30 protein-coding genes and 1 pseudogene are annotated in these 25,595 nt (G+C 61.0%); 14 read left to right on the forward strand and 17 right to left on the reverse strand.

The features are described 5' to 3' along the window. Positions 1 to 8: 8 nt before the first annotated feature. On the forward strand, positions 9 to 479 hold the full coding sequence (locus tag FKV68_RS23995; protein ID WP_180942097.1) for a hypothetical protein: 471 nt from the start codon (positions 9 to 11) through the stop codon (positions 477 to 479). Beyond that, the gene (locus FKV68_RS24000; RefSeq protein WP_180942098.1) at positions 476 to 1,360 is read left to right on the forward strand and encodes a DUF7007 domain-containing protein; all 885 of its coding nucleotides are present in this window, start codon (positions 476 to 478) and stop codon (positions 1,358 to 1,360) included. The genes FKV68_RS23995 and FKV68_RS24000 overlap by 4 nt, the downstream gene beginning before the upstream one ends. Positions 1,361 to 1,393: 33 nt before the next feature. Here the strand turns inward: FKV68_RS24000 and FKV68_RS24005 are convergent, their stop codons facing one another. Continuing rightward, entirely contained in the window at positions 1,394 to 1,696 is a 303-nt protein-coding gene (locus FKV68_RS24005) for an alkylphosphonate utilization protein (RefSeq protein ID WP_180942099.1), read from the reverse strand. Positions 1,697 to 2,170: 474 nt separating this feature from the next. Here FKV68_RS24005 and FKV68_RS24010 point away from each other — a divergent pair, with 474 nt between their 5' ends. Both FKV68_RS24010 and FKV68_RS24015 read left to right on the forward strand, forming a co-directional pair. Further along, positions 2,171 to 2,758, forward strand: coding sequence for a hypothetical protein (locus tag FKV68_RS24010; protein ID WP_180942100.1), 588 nt, complete (start codon positions 2,171 to 2,173; stop codon positions 2,756 to 2,758). A 305-nt stretch (positions 2,759 to 3,063) separates the two neighbouring features. Next, positions 3,064 to 3,990, forward strand: a complete 927-nt coding sequence (locus FKV68_RS24015; protein ID WP_180942101.1) for an ArdC family protein — start codon at positions 3,064 to 3,066, stop codon at positions 3,988 to 3,990. Here the strand turns inward: FKV68_RS24015 and FKV68_RS24020 are convergent. Continuing rightward, positions 3,963 to 4,172, reverse strand: a complete 210-nt coding sequence (locus FKV68_RS24020) for a hypothetical protein (protein ID WP_180942102.1) — start codon at positions 4,170 to 4,172, stop codon at positions 3,963 to 3,965. The two genes, FKV68_RS24015 and FKV68_RS24020, sit on opposite strands and share 28 nt — an antisense overlap. A gap of 455 nt (positions 4,173 to 4,627) precedes the next feature. Between FKV68_RS24020 and FKV68_RS24025 the strand changes: the two genes are divergently transcribed. Together FKV68_RS24025 and FKV68_RS24030 are read left to right on the forward strand one after the other, a co-directional pair. Then, positions 4,628 to 4,939, forward strand: a complete 312-nt coding sequence (locus tag FKV68_RS24025; protein WP_180942103.1) for a DUF736 domain-containing protein — start codon at positions 4,628 to 4,630, stop codon at positions 4,937 to 4,939. 315 nt (positions 4,940 to 5,254) lie between these two features. Continuing rightward, entirely contained in the window at positions 5,255 to 5,419 is a 165-nt protein-coding gene (locus FKV68_RS24030; RefSeq protein WP_180942104.1) for a hypothetical protein, read from the forward strand. A 481-nt stretch (positions 5,420 to 5,900) separates the two neighbouring features. Here FKV68_RS24030 and FKV68_RS24035 read toward each other — a convergent pair whose 3' ends face one another. The 3 genes from FKV68_RS24035 to FKV68_RS24045 all read right to left on the reverse strand — a co-directional run bounded on the left by FKV68_RS24035 (position 5,901) and on the right by FKV68_RS24045 (position 7,510). Further along, positions 5,901 to 6,194 (reverse strand): WGR domain-containing protein, encoded by a 294-nt coding sequence (locus tag FKV68_RS24035; RefSeq protein ID WP_245181588.1) that lies wholly within the window; start codon positions 6,192 to 6,194, stop codon positions 5,901 to 5,903. Positions 6,195 to 6,315: 121 nt separating this feature from the next. Then, the gene (locus FKV68_RS24040; protein ID WP_180942105.1) at positions 6,316 to 7,005 is read right to left on the reverse strand and encodes an HAD family hydrolase; all 690 of its coding nucleotides are present in this window, start codon (positions 7,003 to 7,005) and stop codon (positions 6,316 to 6,318) included. A gap of 226 nt (positions 7,006 to 7,231) precedes the next feature. Further along, positions 7,232 to 7,510, reverse strand: a complete 279-nt coding sequence (locus tag FKV68_RS24045; protein WP_180942323.1) for an HU family DNA-binding protein — start codon at positions 7,508 to 7,510, stop codon at positions 7,232 to 7,234. Between the two features lie 271 nt (positions 7,511 to 7,781). Between FKV68_RS24045 and FKV68_RS24050 the strand changes: the two genes are divergently transcribed. Beyond that, complete coding sequence (locus FKV68_RS24050; RefSeq protein ID WP_180942106.1) at positions 7,782 to 8,009, forward strand: hypothetical protein; 228 nt, start codon at positions 7,782 to 7,784, stop codon at positions 8,007 to 8,009. A 4-nt stretch (positions 8,010 to 8,013) separates the two neighbouring features. Here the strand turns inward: FKV68_RS24050 and traG are convergent, their stop codons facing one another. Genes traG through traC form a run of 3 tightly spaced genes read right to left on the reverse strand, consistent with a single transcriptional unit; the run spans position 8,014 to position 10,445 of the window. Then, positions 8,014 to 9,936 carry a Ti-type conjugative transfer system protein TraG gene (traG, locus tag FKV68_RS24055; protein ID WP_180942107.1) on the reverse strand — a complete coding sequence of 641 codons (1,923 nt, stop codon included), beginning with the start codon at positions 9,934 to 9,936 and terminating at the stop codon, positions 8,014 to 8,016. Further along, positions 9,929 to 10,144 (reverse strand): type IV conjugative transfer system coupling protein TraD, encoded by a 216-nt coding sequence (gene traD, locus FKV68_RS24060; protein WP_180942108.1) that lies wholly within the window; start codon positions 10,142 to 10,144, stop codon positions 9,929 to 9,931. The genes traG and traD overlap by 8 nt, the downstream gene beginning before the upstream one ends. Positions 10,145 to 10,148: 4 nt before the next feature. After that, a complete protein-coding gene (traC, locus tag FKV68_RS24065; RefSeq protein ID WP_180942109.1) occupies positions 10,149 to 10,445 on the reverse strand; it encodes a conjugal transfer protein TraC in 297 nt (98 codons plus the stop codon). A 252-nt stretch (positions 10,446 to 10,697) separates the two neighbouring features. Between traC and traA the strand changes: the two genes are divergently transcribed. Genes traA through FKV68_RS24085 form a run of 4 tightly spaced genes read left to right on the forward strand, consistent with a single transcriptional unit; the run spans position 10,698 to position 16,343 of the window. After that, the gene (traA, locus tag FKV68_RS24070; protein ID WP_180942110.1) at positions 10,698 to 14,009 is read left to right on the forward strand and encodes a Ti-type conjugative transfer relaxase TraA; all 3,312 of its coding nucleotides are present in this window, start codon (positions 10,698 to 10,700) and stop codon (positions 14,007 to 14,009) included. After that, positions 14,006 to 14,572, forward strand: coding sequence for a conjugative transfer signal peptidase TraF (traF, locus tag FKV68_RS24075; RefSeq protein WP_180942111.1), 567 nt, complete (start codon positions 14,006 to 14,008; stop codon positions 14,570 to 14,572). The genes traA and traF overlap by 4 nt, the downstream gene beginning before the upstream one ends. Then, the gene (locus tag FKV68_RS24080) at positions 14,562 to 15,725 is read left to right on the forward strand and encodes a conjugal transfer protein TraB (protein ID WP_180942112.1); all 1,164 of its coding nucleotides are present in this window, start codon (positions 14,562 to 14,564) and stop codon (positions 15,723 to 15,725) included. The genes traF and FKV68_RS24080 overlap by 11 nt, the downstream gene beginning before the upstream one ends. 15 nt (positions 15,726 to 15,740) lie before the next feature. Beyond that, positions 15,741 to 16,343 carry a TraH family protein gene (locus FKV68_RS24085; RefSeq protein WP_180942113.1) on the forward strand — a complete coding sequence of 201 codons (603 nt, stop codon included), beginning with the start codon at positions 15,741 to 15,743 and terminating at the stop codon, positions 16,341 to 16,343. Between the two features lie 122 nt (positions 16,344 to 16,465). Here FKV68_RS24085 and FKV68_RS24090 read toward each other — a convergent pair whose 3' ends face one another. Further along, positions 16,466 to 16,666 (reverse strand): hypothetical protein, encoded by a 201-nt coding sequence (locus FKV68_RS24090; RefSeq protein WP_180942114.1) that lies wholly within the window; start codon positions 16,664 to 16,666, stop codon positions 16,466 to 16,468. On the opposite strand from FKV68_RS24090, the pseudogene FKV68_RS33875 reads away from it, so the two are divergent. Beyond that, positions 16,643 to 16,744 (forward strand): annotated as a pseudogene (locus tag FKV68_RS33875) (transcriptional repressor TraM); the annotation flags it as partial. The gene FKV68_RS24090 and the pseudogene FKV68_RS33875 sit on opposite strands and share 24 nt — an antisense overlap. Before the next feature lie 3 nt (positions 16,745 to 16,747). Here FKV68_RS33875 and FKV68_RS24100 read toward each other — a convergent pair. Further along, positions 16,748 to 17,452 carry an autoinducer binding domain-containing protein gene (locus FKV68_RS24100; RefSeq protein WP_180942115.1) on the reverse strand — a complete coding sequence of 235 codons (705 nt, stop codon included), beginning with the start codon at positions 17,450 to 17,452 and terminating at the stop codon, positions 16,748 to 16,750. Between the two features lie 374 nt (positions 17,453 to 17,826). Between FKV68_RS24100 and FKV68_RS24105 the strand changes: the two genes are divergently transcribed. Then, complete coding sequence (locus tag FKV68_RS24105) at positions 17,827 to 19,080, forward strand: ATP-binding protein (protein ID WP_180942116.1); 1,254 nt, start codon at positions 17,827 to 17,829, stop codon at positions 19,078 to 19,080. Positions 19,081 to 19,401: 321 nt separating this feature from the next. On the opposite strand, the gene FKV68_RS24110 is transcribed toward FKV68_RS24105, so the two are convergent. After that, complete coding sequence (locus tag FKV68_RS24110) at positions 19,402 to 19,650, reverse strand: helix-turn-helix domain-containing protein (protein WP_180942117.1); 249 nt, start codon at positions 19,648 to 19,650, stop codon at positions 19,402 to 19,404. 161 nt (positions 19,651 to 19,811) lie between these two features. Here FKV68_RS24110 and FKV68_RS24115 point away from each other — a divergent pair, with 161 nt between their 5' ends. Next, positions 19,812 to 20,132: a transcriptional repressor TraM gene (locus tag FKV68_RS24115; RefSeq protein ID WP_180942118.1), complete on the forward strand. Its 321-nt coding sequence runs from the start codon at positions 19,812 to 19,814 to the stop codon at positions 20,130 to 20,132. A gap of 3 nt (positions 20,133 to 20,135) precedes the next feature. On the opposite strand, the gene FKV68_RS24120 is transcribed toward FKV68_RS24115, so the two are convergent. The 6 genes from FKV68_RS24120 to trbL form a co-directional block, all read right to left on the reverse strand. Then, a complete protein-coding gene (locus FKV68_RS24120; RefSeq protein WP_180942119.1) occupies positions 20,136 to 20,840 on the reverse strand; it encodes an autoinducer binding domain-containing protein in 705 nt (234 codons plus the stop codon). A 333-nt stretch (positions 20,841 to 21,173) separates the two neighbouring features. Then, the gene (gene trbI, locus FKV68_RS24125; RefSeq protein ID WP_180942120.1) at positions 21,174 to 22,475 is read right to left on the reverse strand and encodes an IncP-type conjugal transfer protein TrbI; all 1,302 of its coding nucleotides are present in this window, start codon (positions 22,473 to 22,475) and stop codon (positions 21,174 to 21,176) included. 11 nt (positions 22,476 to 22,486) lie between these two features. Further along, complete coding sequence (trbH, locus tag FKV68_RS24130) at positions 22,487 to 22,924, reverse strand: conjugal transfer protein TrbH (protein ID WP_180942121.1); 438 nt, start codon at positions 22,922 to 22,924, stop codon at positions 22,487 to 22,489. Positions 22,925 to 22,926: 2 nt separating this feature from the next. Continuing rightward, the gene (gene trbG / locus FKV68_RS24135; RefSeq protein WP_180942122.1) at positions 22,927 to 23,739 is read right to left on the reverse strand and encodes a P-type conjugative transfer protein TrbG; all 813 of its coding nucleotides are present in this window, start codon (positions 23,737 to 23,739) and stop codon (positions 22,927 to 22,929) included. Between the two features lie 15 nt (positions 23,740 to 23,754). After that, a complete protein-coding gene (locus tag FKV68_RS24140; RefSeq protein ID WP_180942123.1) occupies positions 23,755 to 24,417 on the reverse strand; it encodes a conjugal transfer protein TrbF in 663 nt (220 codons plus the stop codon). A 24-nt stretch (positions 24,418 to 24,441) separates the two neighbouring features. Continuing rightward, a complete protein-coding gene (gene trbL, locus FKV68_RS24145) occupies positions 24,442 to 25,590 on the reverse strand; it encodes a P-type conjugative transfer protein TrbL (protein WP_180942124.1) in 1,149 nt (382 codons plus the stop codon). Between the last annotated feature and the right edge of the window lie 5 nt (positions 25,591 to 25,595).

Raw genomic sequence — 25,595 nt, forward strand, 5'->3', positions numbered from 1 at the left:
GAGCATGCATGTCCGCATCCCTAATCTATGATCTCGCCCCGATCGGTTCCATCGTCAGCTGGTCCGACGACACCCCGCGCCCGCAGGAACGCTTCAAAAAGAAGCTCGCCGCCTGGCAGATCCGCAACAGCCGAGGCCGGCTGATCCGCAAGGAAGGTCCGCGTCAGCTCGGCAACTACGCTTCGTCGGGTTATTTAACGCTCCATGAGGCGGACTTCGGCGGCAGGAACGTCGTCATGCGCGTTCACCGAACCTTCGCACTCGACTCCGACTTGGCGTTTAAGGTCATCCAACGTCCGCCGGTCGGGTCGGTCCGCGTTTTCGATCGCGCCGGTTCGTCGCGGGAGCTGGTTCACCTCGCCGAGAACCATGAAGGCGCAAAAGCGTGGCTGCGCGAGCACGGCTATCCCAACGCAGTGCTCGAACCCGTGACGGCCGACGAAATCGCCGCCGATCACATCGAAGGGAGGGCAGTATGAATACGCCAGCTCTTCAATGGTCAGAACCCGCCACCACCGAGGAACCGGAGGTGGAGTTTGAACGAAGTGCCGACGGTTTGCCGGTCGCCCGTGTGGGTGACCTCGTCTTCGCGATGGTACCCGGACGCGACGGCCGGCACTTCCTTACCAGCGCCTGGCGTGTCAGACGGCCACTTGCCGACCTCAAGCGCGGTGATTTCTACTCGCATCATGGCTCTGTCGCGGATGAAGCGGCGTTCCAAGCGCGCATGATCGAACAGGCGGAACACAGCCGCGAGCTGCGGTTGCTTGCGCGACAGACAGTCCGGATGACTTTGAGCACGCCGTGGGGGCCATCGCAGGACGCCACCGTCTACGCCGATGGCATCGTATCCCACACGACGGCCGGGCATGGCGGCTTCAAGCTTTCCGCCGCGCGCGATGCCAAGGTCCATCCGACCTTGCGGGGGGATGGCGGTTGGTACGAAGAGGACGCCGCATGGGCGATCATCGCGCTGACGTTCCCGGACGTGTTCACGACCTATGAGCGGAAGGGCGCTGACAAAACGGTCCGCGACAACTGGCCGGAGGCCTGGGAGGCGATCTACGGCCGCTCTCTCGAGCCAGGCGAGTCTCACGAGAAGGATCGCCAGGCGTTCGGGAGGGTGCATGCCGGCGATTGGATCGTCATCGCCGCGCTGCGTTCGGATCATCATCCAGGCATGACCGAGGTGATCGCCACCATCGGCGGCAGCCGCAAGGAGCTGGCCGAGGAGCGCCGGTTCCTCATCCCGAGCGACGAATATGAGGTCGGCCGGTTCGGCTTCATCATCGATGAGGCGCGACATACCGCCTATGACGGCCTTTCCAGTTTCGCCAGTCGGCGTGGGAGGGGTGCGTGATGTCCGCTTCCATAAATCCGATGGCGCAGCTGCTCAGCGCTTGCGGACGAACTCCGTGCGCAGGACCAGTCCCTTAATCGTGTCGTGCCGGCAGTCGATCTCTTCGGGGTTGTCGGTGAGTCGGATCGACCGGATGACCGTGCCCTGCTTGAGCGTTTGGCCGGCGCCTTTCACCTTGAGGTCCTTGATCAGGACCACGGAGTCTCCATCGGCAAGAACATTGCCGGATGCGTCATGGACCTCCGCAGCTTTCGCGGCCTCCGCGGCGATCTCCGAAGCCGGCCGCCATTCGCCGGTCACCTCGTCGTAGACGTAGTCGTCGTTCTGGTCGCTCATGTTTGCCCTGCCGTCGTGCCGTATTCACTTGTGATCCGCCGTGCTCTCAGCAACGGCGGCTAAACCCGTGTGAGCCTTTAGCCCGGACGTGCCACGAAATCAAATCGCAGCCAGAATCGGCGGAAAGTGGGATATCGCAGCGGCTGCGGGATCCCCTCCATTCAACGGTCTCTGTGTGTGTCGAACCAGCTCCTTGCCGGCTTGCCCTTCGGTTTCGTTGCGGTCTGAACCGGCGGCCGGTCGTTTCAAGGCCGCGTTCCGCGCCGCGGGGCGGCCGAACCACACCGTTCTCGCAAAGCAGGTCCGCGCGCTTCGCGAGGGCAGGCTACCCTGCTTGCGCGCTTCCCGGCTTCGCTCGTCCTGGCGGGCCCGGACCCTGAAACGCCCGTCTCCCGCCGGCTCCTTTCGACCGCACCGAAGGGCAGACCGGCAAGGGCCGGAACCGCTTCGGGGTAACCGTGAAAGGAACAGCCCATGGCCAAGGCCGCAACCCAATCCCGCCCGTCCGCCCGCGTTATGCAAATTCGAAAGGGCGCCACCATCGAGATGGTTAGGCTCACTTGCCCGGACGCCGCACAGGCGCTGGCGATCGCCGAGAGCTTCGGAACGGCCGTGATCGACGGTGACGGGATCCGAGACCTGCACGAGCGCCTAATCATCGAGACGGCCGAGAGCCTTTCCGACGGGCTCGGCGAACGGGCGATGCAGATCCATCTCCAACGCATCGTCGGCGCCTATGTCGGATCCGCGCACGGCGCCGGCCAGTTTTACAGCCGTGCCGTGTCCGAAGCACGTGACGCCACGGCGAAAGCGGCCAGTGACGCCCGCGACGAGGATCTCGACGGTCCCGTCGGTTACGACAGCGCCGCTCAGCGCAAGCGCGAATTTGCCGGCGACATGGGCGTTCAGTCCCATTCTCTCCGCATGGCTGCCGAAGGCGCCGTCGCCGCTTACGAACAGGTGGTCGGCGAGGTCTGGAAGCCGTTCGACCGCCCGGTCGACAACCCCGGCGCATCACTCGACCGCAAGGCGGCCGAAGCGCAGATGGCGGCACTTGGCTGATCTGCTTCCGGCGGGGCTTCGGTCCCGCCTTCTCTTCTCTTGCCGACCGACGGCTGGCTCCTTTTGAGCCAGCCTTTTCGTATGTCGAAGGCAAAGCGAAAGGGGGAAGACGATCAGCTTGGGCGCCATCGCTTACCCGTCCGGCTCTGGTCCTGCCGGGGCCGGGATTTAAGCCGCAAGGGCTTCGCCCTCCTCCACATGCGTTCCGGCGCTTGTCCAGCGTGCGCCCTCCCCTTTACCCCGGCCCTTGGACCGCCGTGACAGGTCGCGATCGGCCCGGCTTGGAAATTGGAGGTATCGGAAAAATGAGCAGGAAGCATGAAACGCAGCGTGCGGACATCTATAGCCGTATCGCAGATCGGATCATCGAGGACCTGGCCCGCGGCGTGAAACCATGGATGAAGCCCTGGCATGACCGCAACATGCATGGCCGGATCACACGCCCGCTTCGGCACAACGGACAACCCTATTCCGGAATGAACGTTCTGCTGCTTTGGTCAGAAGGCATCGCCCGAGGCTTCGCTTCGCCGATGTGGATGACGTTCAAGCAGGCGTTGGAATTGGGCGCGGCGGTCCGCAAGGGCGAAACCGGCTCCACGGTCGTCTTTGCCAGCCGCTTCACAAAAACGGAAGGCGACGGCAACGGCGGTGAGGTCGATCGCGAGATCCCCTTCTTGAAGACCTACTCCGTATTCAATGTCGAGCAGATCGACGGGCTGCCGGAAGACTATTATCACCGGCCGACACCGGTTTGCGATCCTGTTGCACGGATCCAGACCGCCGATCGCTTCTTCCGCAACACCGGCGCCGTGATCCGCCATGGCGGAAACCAGGCTTTCTTTGCGCCTGCCAGCGATCTCATTCAAATGCCGATGTTCGAGAGCTTCAGGGACGCGGCAAGCTACTATGCGACGCTTAGCCATGAGGCCACGCATTGGACCGCGCCGGCGCATCGTGTCGGCCGTGATCTCAGCCGCTATGCCAAGGACAAGACGGAGCGCGCACGAGAGGAATTGATCGCCGAGCTCGGCAGTTGTTTCCTGTGCGCGGACCTTGGCATCGCACCGGAGCTGGAGCCTCGGCCGGACCATGCGTCTTACCTCGCCTCCTGGCTCAACGTCCTGGCCGACGATAAGCGGGCGATCTTCCAGGCTGCGGCCCATGCCCAGCGTGCGGTAAGCTTCTTGCACAGTCTGCAGTCCGGTCAAGCCGAGGAGAGAGCAGCTGCGTAGCACCGCTCAGGGTCGGTCGTTGTGCCGCCAACGGCCGACAGCTCTTTCTGCTCTCTTTCGGTGAGGATGTCCTGTTCGGGCGTGAGGTCCAGCCTTCCCCAGATCGAGGTTTTCCGGTCGGTGGACTTGCGCTTTCGCGACGGCTTGATTTCGACGATAACCGGCTTTGTCTGCTGACGCATAGATCGTCCAGGCGACCAATCGCGAGCACGACGATATCTCCTTGGTTCCAGGAGGCAATGGCCGGTCGCGACGGGTTGTCGCCTGCGAAGTCGACCCCGTGACATGGAGACCAGGCAACGGATTTGCCCCTGCAAATGCTCCGTCACGGCGACACGCGGCGGGGTCGCCATCACCATGTTCCTTCGATCCGCTGCGTTAGGCCACTCCCCCGCGGGCTCGATGAGGCATGTCTGATCGGAGAGCGGCTGCGCCTCGATCGTCCTCCCGCAACCGCCGTCGAAAACTTTCTTCCCCTGAGCGCTCAGGCGCTCATTCCTCGCGGAGCAACAAAGCTTCTCCCGGCCGCCCTTTACGCTGTTTCGGCCCTTCGGGTGCGGTCCGATCGTCCCCGATCCCTGCGACAGCCATCGAGGCCGCGGTGGGCGCGGCCCGATACAACGAAAGGAACATGACAATGGCAACCATCGGCACGTTCACCACCACCGAAACCGGCTTCAGCGGCTCGATCCGCACGCTCGCCCTCAACGTCAAGGCTCGCATTGCCCGCGTCGAAAACCCCTCCGACAAGGGCCCGCACTTCCGCATCTACGCAGGCAATGTGGAGCTGGGCGCGGCCTGGCAAAAACGCTCGGCTGAGACCGACCGCGACTACCTCTCGGTCAAGCTCGATGACCCGAGCTTCCCCGCGCCGATATACGCAACGCTCGCCGAGGTCGAAGGCGAGGACGGCTACCAGCTGATCTGGTCCCGTCCCAACCGGGACTGAGATCCGGACGAGGCCCCGCCGCAAGGCGGGGCCAACGGCCGTGTCGACAAAGCCGGACGGGGCATCGAGCCCGGTCCGGCTTTTCTGGTGCCACACGGGACAGGAGGTCTGCTCAGATCCGAGGATGGTGCCGGGAGGAAATGCCGGCTTCAAGGACTTCGTGGTACCCCCAATTTCGCGCCAACGCCGTGAACGACGTCCCCACGAAATCGGCTCCCCCACTCGCCGCCGCTGGCGGTCGCTTGCGCGCTCCCTGATCCCGTCATCTCCTCTCGCCGTCGGTTGCCATCTTTCTCAAACGTCAAGGAGATGATGATGACGATCGAACAGCACATCGAAGAGCTGCGCCGCGAACTGAAGACTGTTTGCGATCCCACCGAGCGTCGGCAGATCGAGGCCGAGCTCCAACTCGCCGAGGCCGAACTGATCGTGACGCTGGCCGAACAGGCGGGCGGGATCGAGGCTGAGCCGCCTTTCTGAGGCGGCATACCGCCAACAGGCGCCAAATGCGTGCACGATAGAGGCGACACGGCGACTGCTGCCTTTCTCCCTTCGACTGGCCGTCATCTGCATCGGGGACGTTGCAGCCTGTTCGTCACGACGCAACCTGCCGCCGCCTGAATTTTCTCCCGCCGTTTGAACGGCACCTCTCGCTCCAAAATCCCGTCGCCCGCAGGTCCTCCACTCCCGTTCCGGCCACGAAGGTGCGTCCCTCCTTTCCGGTCCGACAACTATCCTCGCGATGACCGCAATTCGAAAGGAGATTCGTTATGCGACAGCTCGCTCAATTCCTCGGCGCAACCGCGCATGGGCTCCGCGCCCTCAGCCGAGTGCTCTGTCATTTCTTCAGCAAGGGAAAGCTCGCGATCAAGATCCCATTCTTCGTGGAAATCGAGGCTTCATTCGAAACCGACCGGAATCGGCGCCGATGAGGCGTGAGCCCGCTTCGGCGGGCCCTTTTTCATGTGGTCACCAACGTCGGCGGACGATAACCGCGCTTTCGTTTCTGCCTGAGTAGATGGAGAAACAGCTGCACCGCATCTTCTTCCCGGTCGAAATGATGGATCATTTGCTGACCCGAGGCACCGATGCGCCCCCACCGCCGCGTCAAACAGGCATCGCCGAACAAAGTCGGCTCAATCGACATGGCATAATAACGGGCCATGTTCTTCGAGGTGTCCGTACGTTCGACGTAGAGCTGATAGGGCTGCGCGATCATACCGACAGAATCGGAGATTTTCCCGGCAGCGTCCAACGACACTTATGAATCGGTCGCCAGTGATCGATTCATAACGGTGATGTGTTGGTGCCTGAACAGTGGCGCCTAGATCAAGTTCTGGCCGCCATCTATGCGAATCGTCTGGCCGGTCGTGAAGTCACTTCCCATGACGTCCCGTTGCAGAATCGCCTGGTTTATCGCCGAGTCCCAGGAGACACAGCGCATCATCAAGAGACTCGACCTGATGGTGAGCGAGCCGTTCCCGGCTCGGCGTCATGTCAGGCACCTGGATGACCGTCGATATTCCCGCGGCGATTGCTGAGCGTACGCCAAGATCACTGTCATCAAGCGCGACACAATGCTCGGGGGAAAGGCCCAGCCGGCGGGCGCCCTCGATATATACATGGGGCGCCGGCTTTCCTCGGCTGACCTGATCGACCCCAACCACCGCATTGACCCGATCGAAGAGGCCCGCTCGCCTGAGCTTCCACTCCGCTTTCGCCGTCACACTGTTCGTCGCAATCGAGCGAGGAAGGCCATGGGCGTCGAGGGCATCGAAGAATCTGTGAACGCCTGGTCGAAGCGGCATCTCGTCCTGCATGTGGCGATCGATGATCCCGTTCCACGCCTCCTCCAACGCAACGCTGTCGAGATTCGCACCGAGCTCATGATTGATAAGGCGGGTGGCTTCATCATGGTCAAGCCCGACAAGCCGATGAAAGAAACCCTGCTCAACAGCGTAGCCGAATTCGCGCAGGACCTCGGGACCTGTTTGCGCCTGCAGGCGCTCGGTGTCCAAAAGCAGCCCGTCCAGGTCGAGAACAACGCCTGCAAATGTCAAAGCCATTGTATGCTCTTTCGATCGCGGCGGTCGGATCAGTGATCACAACAACTGACCCCAGGTCGCTCACAAGCTTCCTCGGCGGCCTTAAAGACGTTCGCCAGGCCTGAGGTGAGACCCTTACCAAATACTCTGGTTGGTAACGATTCCCGACCGATGTCGGCCGCCTCCTCGCGCTCCGGAGACGACCCGGTTTTTTATAGAGCCGTGCCGTTACCCTCACAGGCGCGGATTACTTGTTCATCGCGTCCTTGAGCGCCTTTGCCGGCTGAAAGGTCAACTTCTTGGCGGCAGCCACCTTGATCGTCGCGCCGGTTGCGGGATTACGCGCATCGCGCTCCGGCGTTTCCTTGACCTTGAACTTCCCAAACTGGGGAATTGAAGTCTCGGCGCCCGACGTTGCTGCAGCAGCAACAGCCGCGAAAACAGCCTCGACTATGGTCTTGCTCTGCGCCTTCGTCAGACCGTAGTCGGTGGCGATCTTGTCGGCGATTTCAGTGGTGGTGGTCATGATTGAGCCCTCATTATGTCCGCGGAAACATTTCCACCGGATCCATCCATTGTCACGGCTCGGCGGGTGTGCGATCCAGACAATCATATTCATTTTCCACAGCTTGCTGACCGGCAACGGATCTTTCCGGCAGCTGGCGCCACCCCACACGCGTTCCGGGACTCCTTGAAACAGCGGCACGAGGCTGTATTCAGCCCTGCGGCAAGGCTTATGCACTGGCATTTATCCCCGCAAGGATGTAATGGCGCATGAAAGACATTCGAAGGTCATGATGGAAGAGACGGTCCAAATCGGAAACCGTGGCGACTTTGGGCTCTGGGCGATTGAAGTTGCCAAGCAAATTGTCGGCGAGCAAGGCTTCGACCTTGCGAAGGCGGCACGTGACGGCACGGAGGATGATGTCCGCGCTGCCGGCAACGCTTTGGGCCAGGCGATCACAAATGCGCTGCTCGAAGTCTATGACGGGCTGCTGCAGGAAGCTCCCGCGGACGCGACGTAAGACTTCACCGCTTCTCAGCGCTGGCCCGGAAGAACACATTTGGCTTTACGCACGCCTTCATGTCCTCACGCCGAAACCAGATCGCGCGCCCGCATCTGAGCGGTGCATTTCCGGCCGTGAACACGATCTGCTCGTCAGCCCGCATACGAAGAACTTCATGTGGCTGGATCAATGGTCGCGCGGCCAACTGCTTCGAGCGTGTGCGGGAAGAACCCTTGGACTGGAAACTGCGGCTGACCTGATCGATCTCGACCGTGGTCATGCCGCAGCGTCGGGAAATATAATCGGCCGTTTCCGGATCGTTGATCGCGGCGAAGGAAATCCAGCTCGCGCTCTCGAACCACTTGCTGGCGGCGTCCCGCCCTCCATAGGTCTCGCGCATCTGTCCGATCGACTGGTAGATCATGGTGAGCATGATCCCGTATTTGCGACCGGCATCTCGGGCTGTCTCGAGGATCCGCATGTAACCGAGGCGCGCCACCTCGTCGAGGAGGAAGAGCGCCCTGCCCTCCATCTCGCCATTGCGGTTGTAGATTGCGTTCAGGAACGAGCCGATGATGACGCGTGCCAGGCCGGCATGTGTTTCCAACGTCTTCAGATCGACGTTGATGAAGACGTCTGTGTTTCCTTCAGCAATATCGCTTGTCGTGAACGTCGTTCCAGAAACCAGTGCGGCGTAGTTCGGGTAGGAAAGCCAGTGCGTTTCCTTCACCGCATTGGCGTAGACGCCCGAGAAGGTTTCGGGGGTCATGTTCACGAAGGCCGCAACGTTTTCCTTCACGAAGTCCGAGTTCGAATTGTGGTAGATCGACTGGAGGCGTTCGCGCAGCTTGGGTTCCGGCTCGGAGAGATTCTTGCGCACCTGGCGCAGCGTCTGCTCCGGCTCCCTGGTGTGACCGGAGAGGCAAACGTCGGCGATGAGTGCTGTCAGCAACTGCAGAGCCGAGGCGCGGAAGAAGTCGTCGCGCACGCCACGCGCGCCGCCGCTGTCGCTCATGATCCACGAGGCAACGGAAGCAATATCCTCCTCCTTGGTTCCGCCGAAACGCCCGATCCAGTCGATCGCGTTGAAGCCGATTTCCGAGTTCTTCGGGTCGAGGACGAAGACGTCGCGGTTGGCACCGCCTCTGTGTTTTGAGACCATAGGCGCGACCTCGTTCGAAGGATCGAGAAGGACAAGGGCGCCGCCCCATTTGAGCGCGGTCGGGATCGTGACAGACGTCGTCTTGAAGCCGCCGGAGCCTGCGAAGACGATGCCGTGCGACGGGCCGAACGAGCCGTCGAAACATAGAAGCGGCGCCTTGCCGCCGGCGCCCCACGTCTCGGCGCTGTCGGCGCGAAACGACTGTGCCGCCACGCTATCCTTGTCGACGCAGTAACGCTCGCCGATCACGATGCCGCCACTCTCCGGAAACACCTTTTCCGCTTCCGGTAGTTTCATCCACTCAGCCTCGCCGTACAGTGCCCGCTTTCCATAGATACGCTTCGGTTCGGCTTTGGCGAAGGCCGCGTTGCCGGCGATCACCACCCGCAAGCCGAAGAGCGCCGACATCAGCGCGGCACCGGCCCCGATCGTCGTCGCCGGATCGACATAGGAGAAGATGGACTTTCCCCGCGGAACTTGTGCAGCGAATGCAGACAACCTGACGAATTCGCGCATTGCAGCGATCAGGATCGTCGCTGTCGCTCCGGCGAGGACGCCCCATCCTGCCGTTCTGATCCTCGCCGAGCCGGCGCTGGCGAACAGGAAGACGATGCCGAGTAGTGCCGCGACGAGATAGGGCAGAGCGATGCCGGCGCGGCCGAGTGTCTGCTGCGCGGCCTCCGATTTTCCGAAAGCGGGCAGCCAGTTTTCGGTCCCCGCCATACCGATGATGACAAGAAGCATCAGAGCGCAGGGCGCGAGGAACAGCATGACCCTAGTCATCGGTCTCACCAAAAGCCTCTGCACCGATCGCGCTGAGCCGCGAGCGCTCGTGCTCGTCTCCCTTCAGCCGCCGGCTTGCATCGATGAGGAGCCCGAGTAGCAGCGCCCGCTTCTCATAGCGCATCCCCGCCTTGACGATCAGGCCGCCGAGCTCGATCTTCTCCCGCGTGTCCTTCTTGCGGGCGCCGGATGTCGTGGTTCTTCGCATCCGGTCAAGCCTCACCAGTCCGGCCCGGAGTCGCGCCAGACGCGTCCTGCGTGGCGGGCGGGGCGCTCTCGCCGTCGCCGCCTCCCCTTTTCCCTCCGGTCGATGGGGCCTCGCCTCCGCGAAACTGCTTCGCCAGATCCTCGAACGCCGCCTGGAGCTCCGCCTCCTCGACTTCGATCTCGCCAAGCCCGGCCTTCAGTGCGATCCGGCCGATGCGCTCGGCCTCGCGGGTCTCGGCCAGCTTGAGCTGCTCCTGGAGCCTGGCGATTTCGTTGCGGATCTTCGAGGAGGGTTTCTTCATTCCGACCGTCTCCTTTGGGTGCGAAAGTTTGTCTTTCGGACCCAATCTTGCGGAGGTAAGTGCGGAACGCACTACTGTGAATCCTACAATCGCCAAGGGCGATGCTTTGGTGAATGATCCCGGCCGCTCGATGAGAGCGGCATCCAAGGGCGCAATTATACGTCGCTGGCGCGACGTTCTTCTTGAGAGCGCCTGGCGGGGCCGATCTCGCGGTCGAGCCGATTTCGCTCACAACCGGGAAAGAATTCCGCCGTGGCCGTCCCTCATTTCTCCGTCAGCATCGTAGCCCGCGGCTCCGGCCGCAGCGCCGTCCTGTCGGCGGCGTACCGGCATTGCGCGAAGATGGAGTACGAGCGGGAGGCGCGGACCATCGACTATCGCGCCAAGCGGGGCTTGCTGCACGAGGAGTTCGTCATCCCGGGCGATGCGCCGCAATGGCTCGGGGCGATGATTGCCGATCACTCGGTCTCTGGCGCTTCCGAAGCGTTCTGGAACAAGGTCGAGGTTTTCGAGAAACGCTCCGACGCGCAGCTTGCCAAGGACATCACCATCGCCCTGCCGGTTGAACTTTCGACCGAGCAGAGCATCGCGCTGATGCGGGATTTCGTCGAGCGGCACATCACCTCGAACGGCATGGTTGCCGACTGGGTCTACCACGACGCGCCCGACAATCCACATGTGCATCTGATGACGACGCTCAGGCCACTGACCGAAAATGGATTCGGCGCCAAGAAGCTGCCCGTAGTCGGGCCGGACGGCAATCCGATCCGCAACGACGCCGGCAAGATTGTCTACGAGCTTTGGGCCGGCAGCGCCGACGACTTCAACGCCTTTCGCGACGGCTGGTTCGCCTGCCAGAACAAGCATCTCGCGCTCGCCGGTCTCGACATCAGCGTCGACGGCCGTTCCTTCGAAAAGCAGGGTATCGAGCTCACGCCGACCATTCATCTCGGCGTCGGCGCCAAGGCGATCGAACGGAAGTCAGCGGAAGCGGACCGGGACATTTCGCTGGAACGGCTGGAGCTGCAGGAGGAGCGTCGAGCCGAAAACGCCCGCCGCATCCAGCGCCGTCCGGAGATCGTGCTCGACCTGATCACCCGCGAGAAGAGCGTCTTCGACGAACGCGACGTCGCCAAGGTCCTGCACCGCTATATCGGCGATGCCCGCCTGTTCCAGATCCTGATGGCAAGGATCCTGCAGAGCCCAGAAACGCTCCGTCTCGAGCGCGAGCGGATCGAATTTTCGAGCGGAACCCGAGCGCCGGCCAAGTACACGACGCGGGAGCTTATCCGGCTCGAAGCGCAGATAGCTAATCGGGCGTTATGGCTGTCTCAACGATCGTCCCACGATGTTCGGGACGCGGTGTTGGATGCGACGTTCGCGCGCCATTTCCGCCTCTCGGAGGAGCAGACGAGTGCAATCGCGCACGTTGCCGGCGGCGAGCGCATTGCCGCAGTGATTGGCCGTGCCGGTGCCGGCAAGACGACGATGATGAAGGCGGCTCGCGAAGCCTGGGAGGCCGCCGGATACCGCGTCGTGGGTGGCGCCCTTGCCGGCAAAGCCGCTGAGGGTCTGGAGAAGGAAGCCGGCATCCTGTCCCGCACGCTGTCGTCCTGGGAGCTTCGCTGGAAGGAGGGCCGGAACCAGCTCGACGACAGGACCGTCTTCGTACTCGATGAAGCCGGCATGGTCTCGTCAAGGCAGATGGCGCTATTCGTCGAAGCGGCGGTCAACGCCGGCGCCAAACTCGTGCTGATCGGCGATCCGGAACAGTTGCAGCCGATCGAAGCGGGTGCGGCCTTCCGCGGCATTGCCGATCGCGTCGGTTATGCCGAGCTCGAAACCATCTATCGCCAACGCCAGCAGTGGATGCGCGACGCTTCCGTTGATCTTGCACGCGGGAATGTCCGCAATGCGGTCGAGGCCTATCGTGCGCAGGGCCACGTCAACGGATCGGAGCTGAAGGCCGATGCGGTGCGGGCGCTGATCGCCGATTGGAACCGCGACTACGATCCAGCCAAATCTTCGCTGATCCTCGCCCATCTGCGTCGCGACGTGCGGATCCTCAACGAAATGGCGCGCGCAAAGCTCGTCGAACGCGGCATCGTCGCCGATGGTTTTGTCTTCCGGACCGAAGACGGTAACCGGAAATTCGCCGCTGGAGACCAAATCGTATTCCTGAAGAATGAGGGTTCGCTCGGTGTCAAGAACGGCATGTTGGCGAAGGTCGTGAACGCAGCGCCCGGGCGTATCGTTGCAGAAGTCGGAGAAGGCGAACACCGCCGCCAGGTCACGGTCGAACAACGGTTCTACAGTCATGTCGATCACGGCTATGCCACCACGATCCACAAAAGCCAGGGTGCCACCGTCGACCGGGTGAAGGTGCTGGCGTCCTTGTCGCTCGATCGCCATCTCAGCTACGTCGTCATGACCCGTCACCGCGACGACTTTGGTCTCTATTACGGCCGTCGATCCTTCGCCAAGGCAGGCGGCCTTATTCCGATCCTGTCGCGGAAGAATGCCAAGGAAACGACGCTCGATTATGTGCACGGCAGCTTTTACTGGCAGGCGCTTCGCTTCGCCGAGGCCCGTGGCCTTCACCTCGTCAACGTCGCGCGCACGGTCGTACGCGACCGGCTCGACTGGACCATCCGGCAGAAATCGAAGCTCATCGAACTCGGCGCACGTCTGGCGACGATCGCCGGCAAGCTTGGTCTGTCTGCCCCCGCGGTCAGGACCTCTCAATCGCACACCATTAAGGAGTCGAAACCGATGGTACCAGGCATTACCACGTTCCCAAATTCTCTGGAGCAGAGTGTCGAAGACCGGCTTGCCGCCGACCCCGGCTTGAAGAAGCAATGGGAGGAGGTCTCGTCGCGCTTCCATCTCGTTTATGCTGAGCCGCAAGCGGCGTTCAAGGCAGTCAATGTCGATGCGATACTGAAGGACGAAGCCGCGGCGATATCCACCATCGCCAGGATCGGCTCCGAGCCGGAAAGCTTTGGCGCGCTGAAAGGCAGGACCGGGATCCTTGCCAGCCGCACCGACAAGCAGAGCCGAGAAACGGCCGTCACCAGTGCGCCTGCGCTCTCCCGAAACCTGGAGCGCTATCTGCGTCAGCGGACGGAGGCCGAACGCAAATATGAAGCTGAGGAGCGCACCGTCCGTCTGAAGGTCTCCCTCGACATCCCGGCGCTGTCGTCGGCGGCAAAGCAGACGCTCGAGCGCGTCCGAGACGCCATCGACCGGAACGATCTTCCGGCAGGCCTCGAATACGCGCTCTCGGACAAGATGGTGAAAGCGGAACTCGAAGGATTTGCGAGAGCCGTATCGGAACGTTTCGGCGAACGCACCTTCCTGTCACTCGCCGCCAAGGACACGAACGGTCAGCCGTTCCAGTCCGTGACATCAGGCATGTCGGCGGGGCAGAAGGCGGAAGTACAATCTGCCTGGAACTCGATGCGGACGGTCCAGCAACTTTCCGCACATGAGCGCACAACCGAAGCATTGAAGCAGGCGGAAACACTGCGGCAAACGAAGAGCCAGGGGCTCTCGCTCAAATGACGGCTGCAACTCGAACAGGACCGCGGGCGTTCGCGCGGCGAAGGCAATCCGCCATCACCCTATCGATTTCTGCCGCTGCCATCGCACTGGTCGCACTGACGGGCTTCCCGGGCGGCTATCGGATCAATCTGACGCCGAGCGAGCCGCTCGGTCTCTGGCGCATTGTTCCGCTCGACGGTCCGGCTGACGTCGGCGACCTGGTGTTCATCTGCCCGCCGGACACAGCCAGCATCCGGGAGGCGAGAGCGCGGGGCTATCTCCGCTCCGGTCTTTGCCCGGGCGGTGTCGCACCGCTCATCAAGACGGTCGTCGCGGTTGGCGGCCAGCGCGTCGAAATTGCGGCCGAGGTGACGATCGACGGGCGCATGCTTCCTACGTCCACTTTGGCGGAGAAAGACGGCAAGGGTCGACCGCTGACGCCCTTCGCAAGCGGTGTCGTGCCGCGCGGACAGGTCTTCCTGCATTCGGCTTTCGCCGGCTCGTTCGACTCCCGCTACTTCGGGCCAGTGCCGACTTCCAGCATTCTCGGCCTGGCGCAGGAGGTGCTGACCTATGCACCGTGATTGCCTCGGACCGACTTTGCTCATAATCGCATCGGTCATCGCCGGCACGGTGGCATGGAGCGGCCACATACTGCTGCTGCCGGCGGCACTCGGGTTTCCCGTCCTCTGGTCGCTGGCGCGAACGAGGCACACGGCAACGCTCGTGTCTGCCGCATACTTCCTGTCAGCGTCACGCGGCCTGCCGCAAGGCGTGGCAGCCTTCTATGCGTCCGATCTCTGGCCCGGTCTGCTGCTGTGGTTGGCCGCCTCCGCAAGCTTTGTTGCGGTGCATGCGCTGTTGTGGACGAAGGATACCGGCCGTCGCCCGGCTCGCTATGTTCTGGCGGCCGCCCTGATGGCAATTCCCCCTTTCGGCATTACCGGCTGGGGGCATCCCGTCACGGCCGCCGGCGTGCTGTTTCCGGCATGGGGATGCTGGGGACTGGCTGTCACGACAGCCGGCCTCGCGGGCCTCGTTTCCCGCCTATGGCCGGCTGTCGCCATTGCCCTCACAGGCTTTTGGCTCTGGTCCGCCGCATTCTGGACCGAGCCGAAGCTACCGGAAGCATGGCGGGGCGTCGATCTCGAACTAGGTGCTTCGCTCGGACGGAACACCAGCATGCTGCGCCACCGTGATCTGATTGCAACGGTGACCGAACGAGCCTCGGACGGTGCTCGATACATTGTCCTTCCCGAGAGCGCTTTGGGCTTTTGGACGCCGACAATTGAGCGCCTCTGGACCCGTTCGCTGGCAGGACAAGATGCGACGGTTCTCGCGGGTGCCGCAATCGTCGACGCGGACGGATACGACAATGTCATCGTTGCGATTTCCTTTGAGGGCAGTCAGATTCTCTACCGGGAACGGATGCCGGTTCCAGGCTCTATGTGGCAGCCCTGGAGGCGGCTCTTCGGCGGCAGCGCCGGTGCAAACGCGCATTTCTTTGCAAATCCGGTCGTGGCTCTCGACCCCGGCCGCGCCGCGCTGCTGATCTGCTACGAACAACTGATTATCTGGCCGATACTGCAATCGATGCTCGGCGATCCCGACTTGATCGTTGCGATCGGCAACGGCTGGTGGACCAGAGGAACATCCATCGTCGCCATCCAGCGCGCCAGCACCGCGGCGTGGGCGAAGCTGTTCGGCAAGCCGCTCGTTTTTTCTTTCAACAGCTGATACCGAGGAGACCCCATGCTCGACGCTACCCTGATCAAAGATTGTGCCGACCCCTCTCTCAAGCCGGCGATCGTAGAGCAGTTCGTCACGGCGGGGGGCTCGGCCGACCCACTTGCCGTGACCGTCCGATCGGGCGGTCTGCTGATCCTTGTGCCGGGGGCCAAGTCGGCCGATGAAGCGATCGCTATCGTGCGGCAATATGCCGGAAAGGCTGTCGTCCGCGTCGGTCTGACGCAGTTTCCGGCTGGTGTGGGCGTCAAGGATCCGGCCGACCTGAAGCCGGATCTGGTCGAGCCTTGCGAGAACCTGCGCAAGGGCACGGCGATGTTCGCCAAGATCCTCAGGATCGTTGGCAAGTGGTATGGCAATCCGACGAACGACGACGTCTTCCCGCAGATCTTCGAGGATGCTGTCTACGCATGGAAAACCGGCGAGTTCGAGGGTGTGGGGGTGTTTCAGGCTCCTGATCCGGGTGGGAACACCGGGACGCGAAATGTGTCGCCTTCGGGCGACGGCAGCGACAGCCACCCAGGAGATGCCACCGCCGAAACGCCCGACGCCAGCAAGTTTGGTTCGGCCGAGATTCGGATCGACCTGTCGAGGATCGGAGGCAAATGACGATGCCCGCGCTACAGCCGGGAATGTCCCCCGATTGGAAATGAGATCTGCTTGGCTCGCGCGCAAGTCAGCCGGGTGTTGTCACGAGCGCGGCTGGCCTCAATCGCTCCGATAGCGCACGCTCAACCCGATAGGTCTGCCAATTCTTCCTGCGTGAGGTTGATCGCCATGACCTCCTTGAGATCCATAACGTTTCCGCAATCCTCGGACATTGGCGTCTTGCCGATGAAGAATGACTTCGCGCCAGCGCTCGATCCCTCCGTCTTGAGCCAGTTCTTCAAAGCCGGCGGGACGAACATTTCGCCCGGCAGAAAAAGTGGCAATCCCAGCAGGAAGAGCTCGCTGGAATCGTCGAGGCGCTGGGGTATGTCCCTGATGTTGCCCCGGAGGATGAAGACTGATGCTCAGATCAGTCCGCGGTCCTTGGCAATCGCGACAAGCTGGGGAACAGTCTTGGCGTCGAACTTTCGACGCGCGCTGTCCAGATAGTGCTGCACCGTCCTGGCATTGATGCCCGTTAGCATCGCGGTATCCGGCGCGCTCCTTCCCTTTATCGCCCACATGAGGCACATGGCCTCCCTTGGTGAAAGCATCCGCCTCGGCGCGACGAGCGTCGTAGCGCCTATGATCTTCAAGCGGTAATGGATGGCCATGACCGCCTGCATTGCCTTTCGGCCGCCCTGCAGTTTCGAAATATCCGCCTTCCGCTCCGATGACGCCAAGGTCAGCATCATCGTCGAGCCATAACTTCCTTCGACCGGAATCGTTACGCCGCTATAAATGCCGTGTTCGACCGCCTGGTCGCGAAATCGCCTGAGGTCGGAAGATCCGCAATCCGGCCAGTCGTCGGCCGTCCAGGCAAACATGTCCATGCGACGCTTGGCCTCCGTAACAACCGGGTCGAGGCGAGCGTAGTGACTGGTGAGATAAACGCCCTGCCATGCCTTCGGGTAGGAATTGAAGGTCCGGACCTCGGCGCCTTCGGTTTCCAGATAGGCAAAACGCTCGAATCCGCATGCCTGCGCGAAGCTCTTGACTGCGCACTTGATCATACGTTCATCGTGCGCGGCTTCCGCCATGTCGATGAGAGAGCGAAAGTCTTCGTCCACTGACTTTTCTCCTTCCTGTTGAGCCAAGAGGGCCTTCAATTTCGCCGCGATTGTCACGGCGTTCACACTAGACGCAACCATGCGGGTGGCCGAATCTGCATCAATCGTCGGATCGCGACCGTACACTCATGCTGCCGTCGCGAACCGAGGTCTAACACGTTCTACGCGCATTCAAGCCAGTGTCGATCTAAAACACGACTCGAAAATGTAACGTTCTACCGGCGCCGGCTTCGTAAAGAGCTGCCTGAAATGACGATATGGAGCAACCGCGCCGGCCGATCCTCTTTCGAAAAGACAAATTCCGACGGCCTCTCAGTTAAAATTGGTCGGTCGACTGCTTTAAAACGGACGGAGATTCAGCTAAAGATAGACGCATGGTAGACACCGTGCTTCGTAAACCGCTGATCGGTCGTAAAGCTCGTCCGGTAATCGAGACGGCGCTTGCCGATACTCGTGTTGTCCTGATAGCGGGCCCGCGGCAAGCTGGAAAGACCACTCTCGCCCGCCAGTTCTCAGGCTCTGATCGCGCTTATGTCACCCTTGACGACGCCGGCGCCCTGAATGCCGCCAAAACGGATCCGGTCGGATTTATCCGGGGTCTTAATAGAGCCGTAATCGATGAGGTTCAGCGCGCTCCCGAACTGATATTGGCCATCAAGGAAAGCGTAGACCGTGAGGACGCTCCCGGCAGATTTCTGCTCACGGGTTCTGCCAATCTGGCGACTGTCCCTGCGATTGCCGATTCGCTTGCAGGACGCATGGCCGTGGTTCCCCTCCTGCCCTTCGCCCAGTCCGAACTCCGTTCCACTCCAGGTCGATTGCTGGATCGGCTATTCGCTGGCGAGGAACCTGAGACCGGTGATGGGACTGTATTTGGTGACGACCTCCTGGAGACCGTACTGCGCGGTGGCTATCCGGAAGTCTTGCGCAGAGCGACTCCTGCCCGCCGCGTTGCCTGGTTGGAGGACTATGTCGCGCTGATTCTCGATCGGGACGTTCGAGACATCGCCAACATCGACCAGCTCGATCGGCTTCCGCGATTGTTGGATGTACTTGCGGAACATGCCGGCCAACTGGTGAACCACAGCAGTTTCGGTGCCGCATTGGGGCTGTCCAGTGTGACCGCTCAGAAATATGTCGCCATACTCGAGCGGCTTTTTCTGGTCAGGACGCTGACGCCGTGGTCGAACAATCGCTTGAGCCGGTTGATAAAGACACCCAAATTGCACTTTCTCGATACAGGACTGCTGGCGAGCCTGCGGGAGGAAGAAGCCGATGTCTTGCGCGAAAACAGAACCCGGTTTGGAGCATTGCTCGAGAGCTTCGTCGTTTCCGAGCTTTTGAAATTGGCGTCGTGGTCGGAGCGTCGTCTGTCATTCTCGCACTATAGGACGAAGGATAAGGATGAGGTCGATGTCGTAATCGAGGACCGGCGCGGTCGCATCGTCGGCATAGAGGTCAAGGCATCAGCGACGGTGAAGGCTGACGATTTTAGGGGATTGCGACAGTTGCAAGAAGCCGTTGGCGATCGTTTTGTCAGAGGACTGGTCTTGCACGATCATGACCGTGTAACGCCTTTCGGAGAGAAATTACATGCAGCACCGCTGTCCATTCTGTGGACTATGTAATTGCAAAGGGCATCGAGGATTTTCCAAACCGGTGAGCACGGATCAAATGTAAGTTCGGTGAGGTTCACGCCGAGAGCTTGCGCCAGCTCATAGGGTAAGGATTGTCGGTTTACGCCGCCGACGCTCCAGGCCAGTGCTATACTGTCGGCTAAAACCCCGAACGGGCTTCTACGTCCTTCTAAGTAAGTCTCTGCTGCGACGAAACGAGCGAAATTTCTCCCCACGGGTTTGCGTATATTCATGTGCGGAAGATCGCGGTTTTTAAGCCTGTTCGCTACTCTATCTGTCAAGCTCGATGGTCGACTTGACATGTTCGTCCGGTCACCGCTTCAGCAATTCTGACGCTTCCATGCCCAAGACTGTCGCCAACCGGTCCACGACTTCGATGCTGGGATTGTAAACGCTGCGCTCAAGTGAGCTGATGTATGTGCGATCGACAGCCGCGCGATGGGCAAGCTCTTCCTGTGACAGGCCGTTGGCCTGCCGGGCTGCTCGCAGGTTTCGCGCAAACACCTCTCCTCTCGAATCTCCATGTTCGAGAGAACAGCGACTTGATGAGTATTCGACCACGGAGTATCTTCTACAAACGTTGTGGTAACAGAGTACCTGTGGGTGACCGAGCAAGGCAGTTCCGTTTGGGTTCGAGCTTTTCTTCGTGGTCTGGACGGCAGCGCAGCGAAATGAGCCAATATATTGCGCGAAGCCGGGTTCACCGGCGAGAGGAGAAGCGGATGAACGATATTGTCCCATCCGAGGCGAACGACGAGAGAAAGGAGAAAGGAACCCTCTACAGTTCGATGCAAACGTCAGAACTGGAGGCGTTGGCGGTCTCTGCGATCCTCGAACACCGCCGGCTTCTCGCCGCCGACGAAGTTGTCTATGAGGAGTGGACGCGCGCGACTGACGACGGGTCAGTCTCTACTGCCGTACTCAAGAGCCTGCAAGACCAGTACTTGGAGCGTCAGAAGAAATCCGAAGCTCAGCAGGAAGAGCTTTCGGAAATCATCGACGCGCTTGGCTATATCCCTGATGTCCCTTTGTGCGATGAGTGACGATCAAACCAAACCGTGATCTTTAGCGATCGCGACAAGTTGCGGAACGGTTGCTGCATCAAGCTTTCGGCGCGCGTTGTCCAGGTAGTGCTGCACCGTTCTTGGATTGATTCCTGTCACATCTGCGGTTTCAGGAACATTTTTGCCCTTTGCCGCCCACATGAGGCACATCGCCTCTCTTGGCGAGAGGAGGCGTTTCGGTGCCACAATCGTCGCTGCGGCTATGATCTTCAGGCGGTAGTGGATCGCCATGACGGCCTCTATTGCTTTTTGCCGGTCCTGAAACCTTGAGATGTCAGCCTGCTTCTCCGAGGATGCAAACGTCAGCATCACCGCGGAACCGTAGCTCCCATTGACGGGAATCGTCACACCACTGCGAATGCCGTGTTCGATCGCTTGCTCTCGAAAGCGCTTGAGCTCGGAGGTTCCACGCGCTGGCCAGTCACAGGCTGTCCAGGAAATCGTTTCCATGCGACGCTTGGCCTCCGTGACGGCTGGGTCAATGCGGAAATATTGGCTCCCGAGGTAAATATCCTGCCATTTCTCGGGGTAGGAGTTGAATGTGCGGAGTTTAGCGCCTTCTGTTTGCAGATAAGCGAAACGCTCAAAACCAAAAGAGGTCGCGAATCTTTTCAGACCGCTTTTGATAATACGTTCATCGTGCGCGGCTTCTGCCATGTCGATGATAGAGCCAAGATCTCCGTTCACTGACTTTTCTCCTGTATTCTTGGGCAGCTGCGAGCCTCCAGCTCTCGCAACTTGATGCTCATCCCATGGTTTGGTCGGCCAGCCAGTGGCCGCTTGTCGGCTCATGACTGCGAAACACCGCACCCATCCTTTGGCAAGTGAACGGCCGTGGCCATGCTTCATGAAGCATGGCCACGGCCGTTGCACGGTTTACTCTCTCGTTTAACGGGCACTCAAGCCGCCTCGTTCTAAAAGGAGACTCTTCAATGAAAGAATATACCAAGGCATGACTGAGTCGTTGGCTTACAGATTGAATCAACACGCCGTCCCGGGGGGAGCAGGCGCAGGAACTGCTTAGCGCGACGGAAACGATGCGGGAAAAATGATATCTTGATCGACGAGAACGTTGAATTTGTAGCCTGGCCGGATGCGGATCGTCGGCTGGACGTTCACGTTTTTCGAGATAGTCTCTTCTGCCACACGGCCGAAACTCTCCGCGAAACTCCGCCTTGCCGCGTCCGACGCCGTATCCTGCGTCGCAAGCGTCGAGCTTTCCGGCATGGACACATCGATTCCGGTCCCGATAAGCGCGATCAATGCGGCCGAACCGAATGTCCGCCAGAGGTGGCGATCCACCTTGTCCTTGAGCCCGCCGTAGCCTTCAGCGTCGATGCCAGCCATGCCGCCGATCTGCAGTGTCGATCCGTTCGGAAAGATGAGATCGGTCCAGATGACGAGAACCCGCTCTTGGCCGAATGAGATCTTCGAATCGTAGCGGCCGAAGAGCTTGGCACCCTGCGGGATGAGCAGGCGATGCCCCGTGGCGCTGTCATAGACGTTTTGGCTGACCTGTGCGCTAATGCGCCCCGGTAGGTCGGAATTGAGGCCGGTGGTGAGGGTTGCCGGAATGACTGAGCCTCGCTTCAGCTCATAGGGTGACATTTGCGGTACGACCTGGTTCGGCAGATAGCCGAGGTCCTCGATATCCTGGTTGAAGAAGCCCTCCTTCGCGGTCTGGGCGTTTGGATCGACATTCTGTCCCATCAACCCTGAATTCATGGCAGCGGCGTAAAGATCGGATGCACTGTTCGAGGCCATGCCTGTGTTCCGGCGGGTGGAGCCGTTGGTGTTTGCTGGAACCTTCTCAGCATCGGAGATATCCACCTTCAGCGGCGAGTCGAGCGCGGTTGCGCGCGCCTGGAGGCGAGCCATTCGCTGTCGCTGCCCTTCACGGATATATTGCTCATCCTCCTCTCGTTTCAGACGTGCCCTCCATTCCTCCTCGGACTCCACACGCGGCCGACGGTCTTGGCGCTCGACTGCCCGGCGCTCGACGACGAGGTCTTCCTTCTCGACCTTCTGCTCGATGACAGGCGTCGGCTGAAACGCCTCGCGATCAACCGGCTCGCCGATGATGCCGTCGGTCACGCCGCGTTTGAGCTGGTCGCCGAAGTTCGTCGCCGGCGTGCTCGAAGCGCTGTCGATATCGTTGCCACGGTCGAATGAAAGCCCTCGCCATGACAGGCCGATCACGACGATCCCGCAGACCAGTACGATGAGGACGATCGCGAGCATGATCGGCAGGCGATTGAGGCGGCGCATGCCGTTCTGATCGTCGGCTGGGCGCGACGCGCCGAGCTGGAGCGATTGCACCATGGTCCCTCTTCCTAATCGCGCTGCATGATCGAAAGCGGGCTTGCCGGTGTGGCACCGGACCCAGTCAGCGTATACGCGCGGCCGATTGCGATGGAAGGAGTTGTCAGGCGAGCGAGAACCTGCCCGTCGATGCCGTCCATCGCGTAGGCAAGCTCCACCGGCTTGCTGTCCTTTCTGGCCTTTCCGCCCGTAATGACCGTGTAGCCCCAACCCTTCAGGGCAGCCTCGAGCGCGGTCGCAAACTCTGAATTGTCGTTCTCCATCTTGATCGTTGTCGTTCCGGCAGGGCCGATTTGTTCGGCAAGCCGGCTCGCCATGTCCGCGGCGATGGCGCTCGCGGCTGGTCCAGAAACAACGGGCGGCGTGGTGTCGGTCGTCAGTGCGTCACTGGCCGTCTGGCAGCCGGAAAGAAGCGTGGCACCGATGAAGGCCATTAGCAGCGTGCGCATGGTCATCCTCCTCGCCGAATGGTCACTTTTTGCTGGCGCCAGCCGACGCCGGAAACGAGGATCGCCTTGTCGACCGCATAGTCGACGATCATCATGTCGTTCTTCATCCGATAGTTGACGATGCGGTTCTGCCCGCCGGAGACGACAAAAAGGACCGGCGCATCCTGGCCGGAAAGCGACTTCGGGAACTGGATGTAGGTCTTGACGCCATCCGAATAGACTCGTTTCGGCCGCCATGGCGCACTGCCGCTCACCGAATAAGAGAAGTTCAGCTTGTCGGGCGTTGTGCCGGGAATACCGCCGATGTCCAGACGGGCGTTGATGTCAGCGAGCTTGGTCGAGGCATCCTCGGGATATTCGAAACCGATGCGGGCCATGTACTGGCTCGGATGAGACTTGAGCTGGATGTGGTAGGTTCGCCGTGAGGTCGTGACGACCATCGAGGTGACAAGACCGGATTCGGAGGGTTTCACGATCAGGTGGATTGCCTGTCCGCCGGTGGCGCCCGAGGTCGCAGGCTCCACCTTCCAGCGAACCGTATCGCCCACGAGGACGTCGCGAACGATCTCGCCGCCTTGCAATTCGATATCGCAGACCTGCAGCGGTGAGCAGACGACGGAGGGCTGGGTTTCCCCGAAGAGGAATATGATCTTTCCATCAGGGCCGGTGGTGACGACGCCCGACGTGCCCCGCCATTTGCGGGAAATGTTCGTTCCCCTCACCTCATTCGTCGTCATGCTTTGCGCGTGAGCGATGCTCACAAAGGCGAGTCCGGCCATGCAGGCAGCGGCCGCGATCAATCCTGTTCTGTGCATGAAAAACCCTTGCTCTTAAAGCTGTGCCGTCCAGTCGAAATCTCGGACATAAAGACCTATCGGATTGAGGCGGATCGTCGCCTCGTCCTGCGGCGCCGTCAGCGTGACCGTCGCGATGCCCCGAAATCGGCGCGTGCCGGTTTCCTTGCCCTTGCGGTCGCGCTCGTATTCGGTCCAGTCGATCTGATAGGTCTGGTTGGAGAGCGCCACGATATTGTTGACCTCTGTGGCGACCGTCGAGGTTTTCGCCTTCTCGAACGGCGAGTTGCCGCGGAACCAGGCGTTGATCTTCTCAGTGGACGGGTCAGACGCGCGTAGCAGCGCGTAGGTCCGGTCGATGTACTGCTTTTGCACCACGGCGTCCGGCGTGATCGAGCGGAAGCTACTTACGAAGTTTCCGAGTGTGGAGCGCACGACGCGGGCGTCGGCATACTCGATCTGTTCCGGGAATCCGGCTGTCACCGACGTTCCGAGTTTGTCGACCTCGATGATGTAGGGTACGAGCTTGACCTGCGTGCTGAGATACATCGCGTAACTGAAGCCAATTACGGCCATGAACAGGCTGAGCACCCCGACAAGACGCCAGGCTGCCGCGGCTTTGACGTAGGAGCCGTATCGCTCCGACCATTCCTGGCGGGCGGCTAGATACGGATTCTCGGGAGCGCTGTTCGCTGCCATCGGTCCATGCCTTTCCCTATGGTGTTAGTCGTTGCGTTCGGGAGGTCGCTTTGGAGCGCTGTGCCCGCTGCGGCTCTCCTCAAGCTTGGCGTTCGCGAGCCCGAGGAGCGAGCCGGCATAGGCGCCGGGTGAGCCGATGGCCTTCTCCTTCGCCGCAGATCCGGCAGCCTTGCCGGCTGAGCCGAGGCCGGCGCCGAAGCCGCTGAATACGGATCCGATGACCGAGGCACCGGCGGCCCGGGAGGCTTGAACCGCCGCGAACCCCACCCCAGCGGCAGTCGCTGCGAGGAACCCGGCGCCAGCGGCAAAGGATGCTGCTTGACCACCATGGCGGATTGCTTCCACTCCTCCGGAGACCGACGCGCCTTGCACCACACCCTGCATTATGTTCGGCACGTAGACCGCGATGATGAATACGACGACGGCAATGCCAGCGATCGCAAGGGCGGTCTGAAACTGGTCGCCGATGTCAGGTTGGTTCGCGAGTCCGATCAGGACCTCCGATCCGATCCGCGAGATCATGACAAGCGCCATGAGTTTCATTCCGACCGAGAACGCGTAGACTAGATAGCGGATGGCGAAGTCCTTGGTGTAGGACGAACCGCCAAGCCCGAGCATGATCATCCCAGCAAGCAGACCGATATACATCTCGACCATCACGCTCACGAAAATCGCTGCGACGAGTGAGAAGGAGATGACCACGACCACCATTGCGAACGCGGCCGAGATCGCGAGCGCGTTGTCCTCGAAGAGGCCAAACTGGATCTTTTCCGACATTTTGGTTGCCACAGCGAGGCCCGCGTTGAAGACATCGCCAGGCGACGCTGCCCCACCTCCGGCGCCAATCTGGAAGAGGCTGTCGACGACTGCCTTGGCAAAGGTCGGGCCTTGGGTCAGTACGAAGGCAAAGAAGCCAACGAACATGATCCGCCTGACCAATTCTGCAAACCAGCTGTCGAGAGAAGCTGCCTGGACGGCAAGCCAGACGCCGGCGATGCCGATCTCGATTGTAGCAAGAACCCAGAACAACGATTTCGCTGCATCCATGACGGTGGCTTCCCATCCTTTGGCAGCGGTCGTGATCTGGTTCTGAAGCGAGGTCAGCACGGAGCCCTCTTGGGCAAGTGCGGGCTGCGCCGCGAATGCCGCGAAAGCAGTAACAATCAGTGCCATTCGGA

This window comes from Sinorhizobium mexicanum (assembly GCF_013488225.1).
Lineage (GTDB): Bacteria > Pseudomonadota > Alphaproteobacteria > Rhizobiales > Rhizobiaceae > Sinorhizobium > Sinorhizobium mexicanum.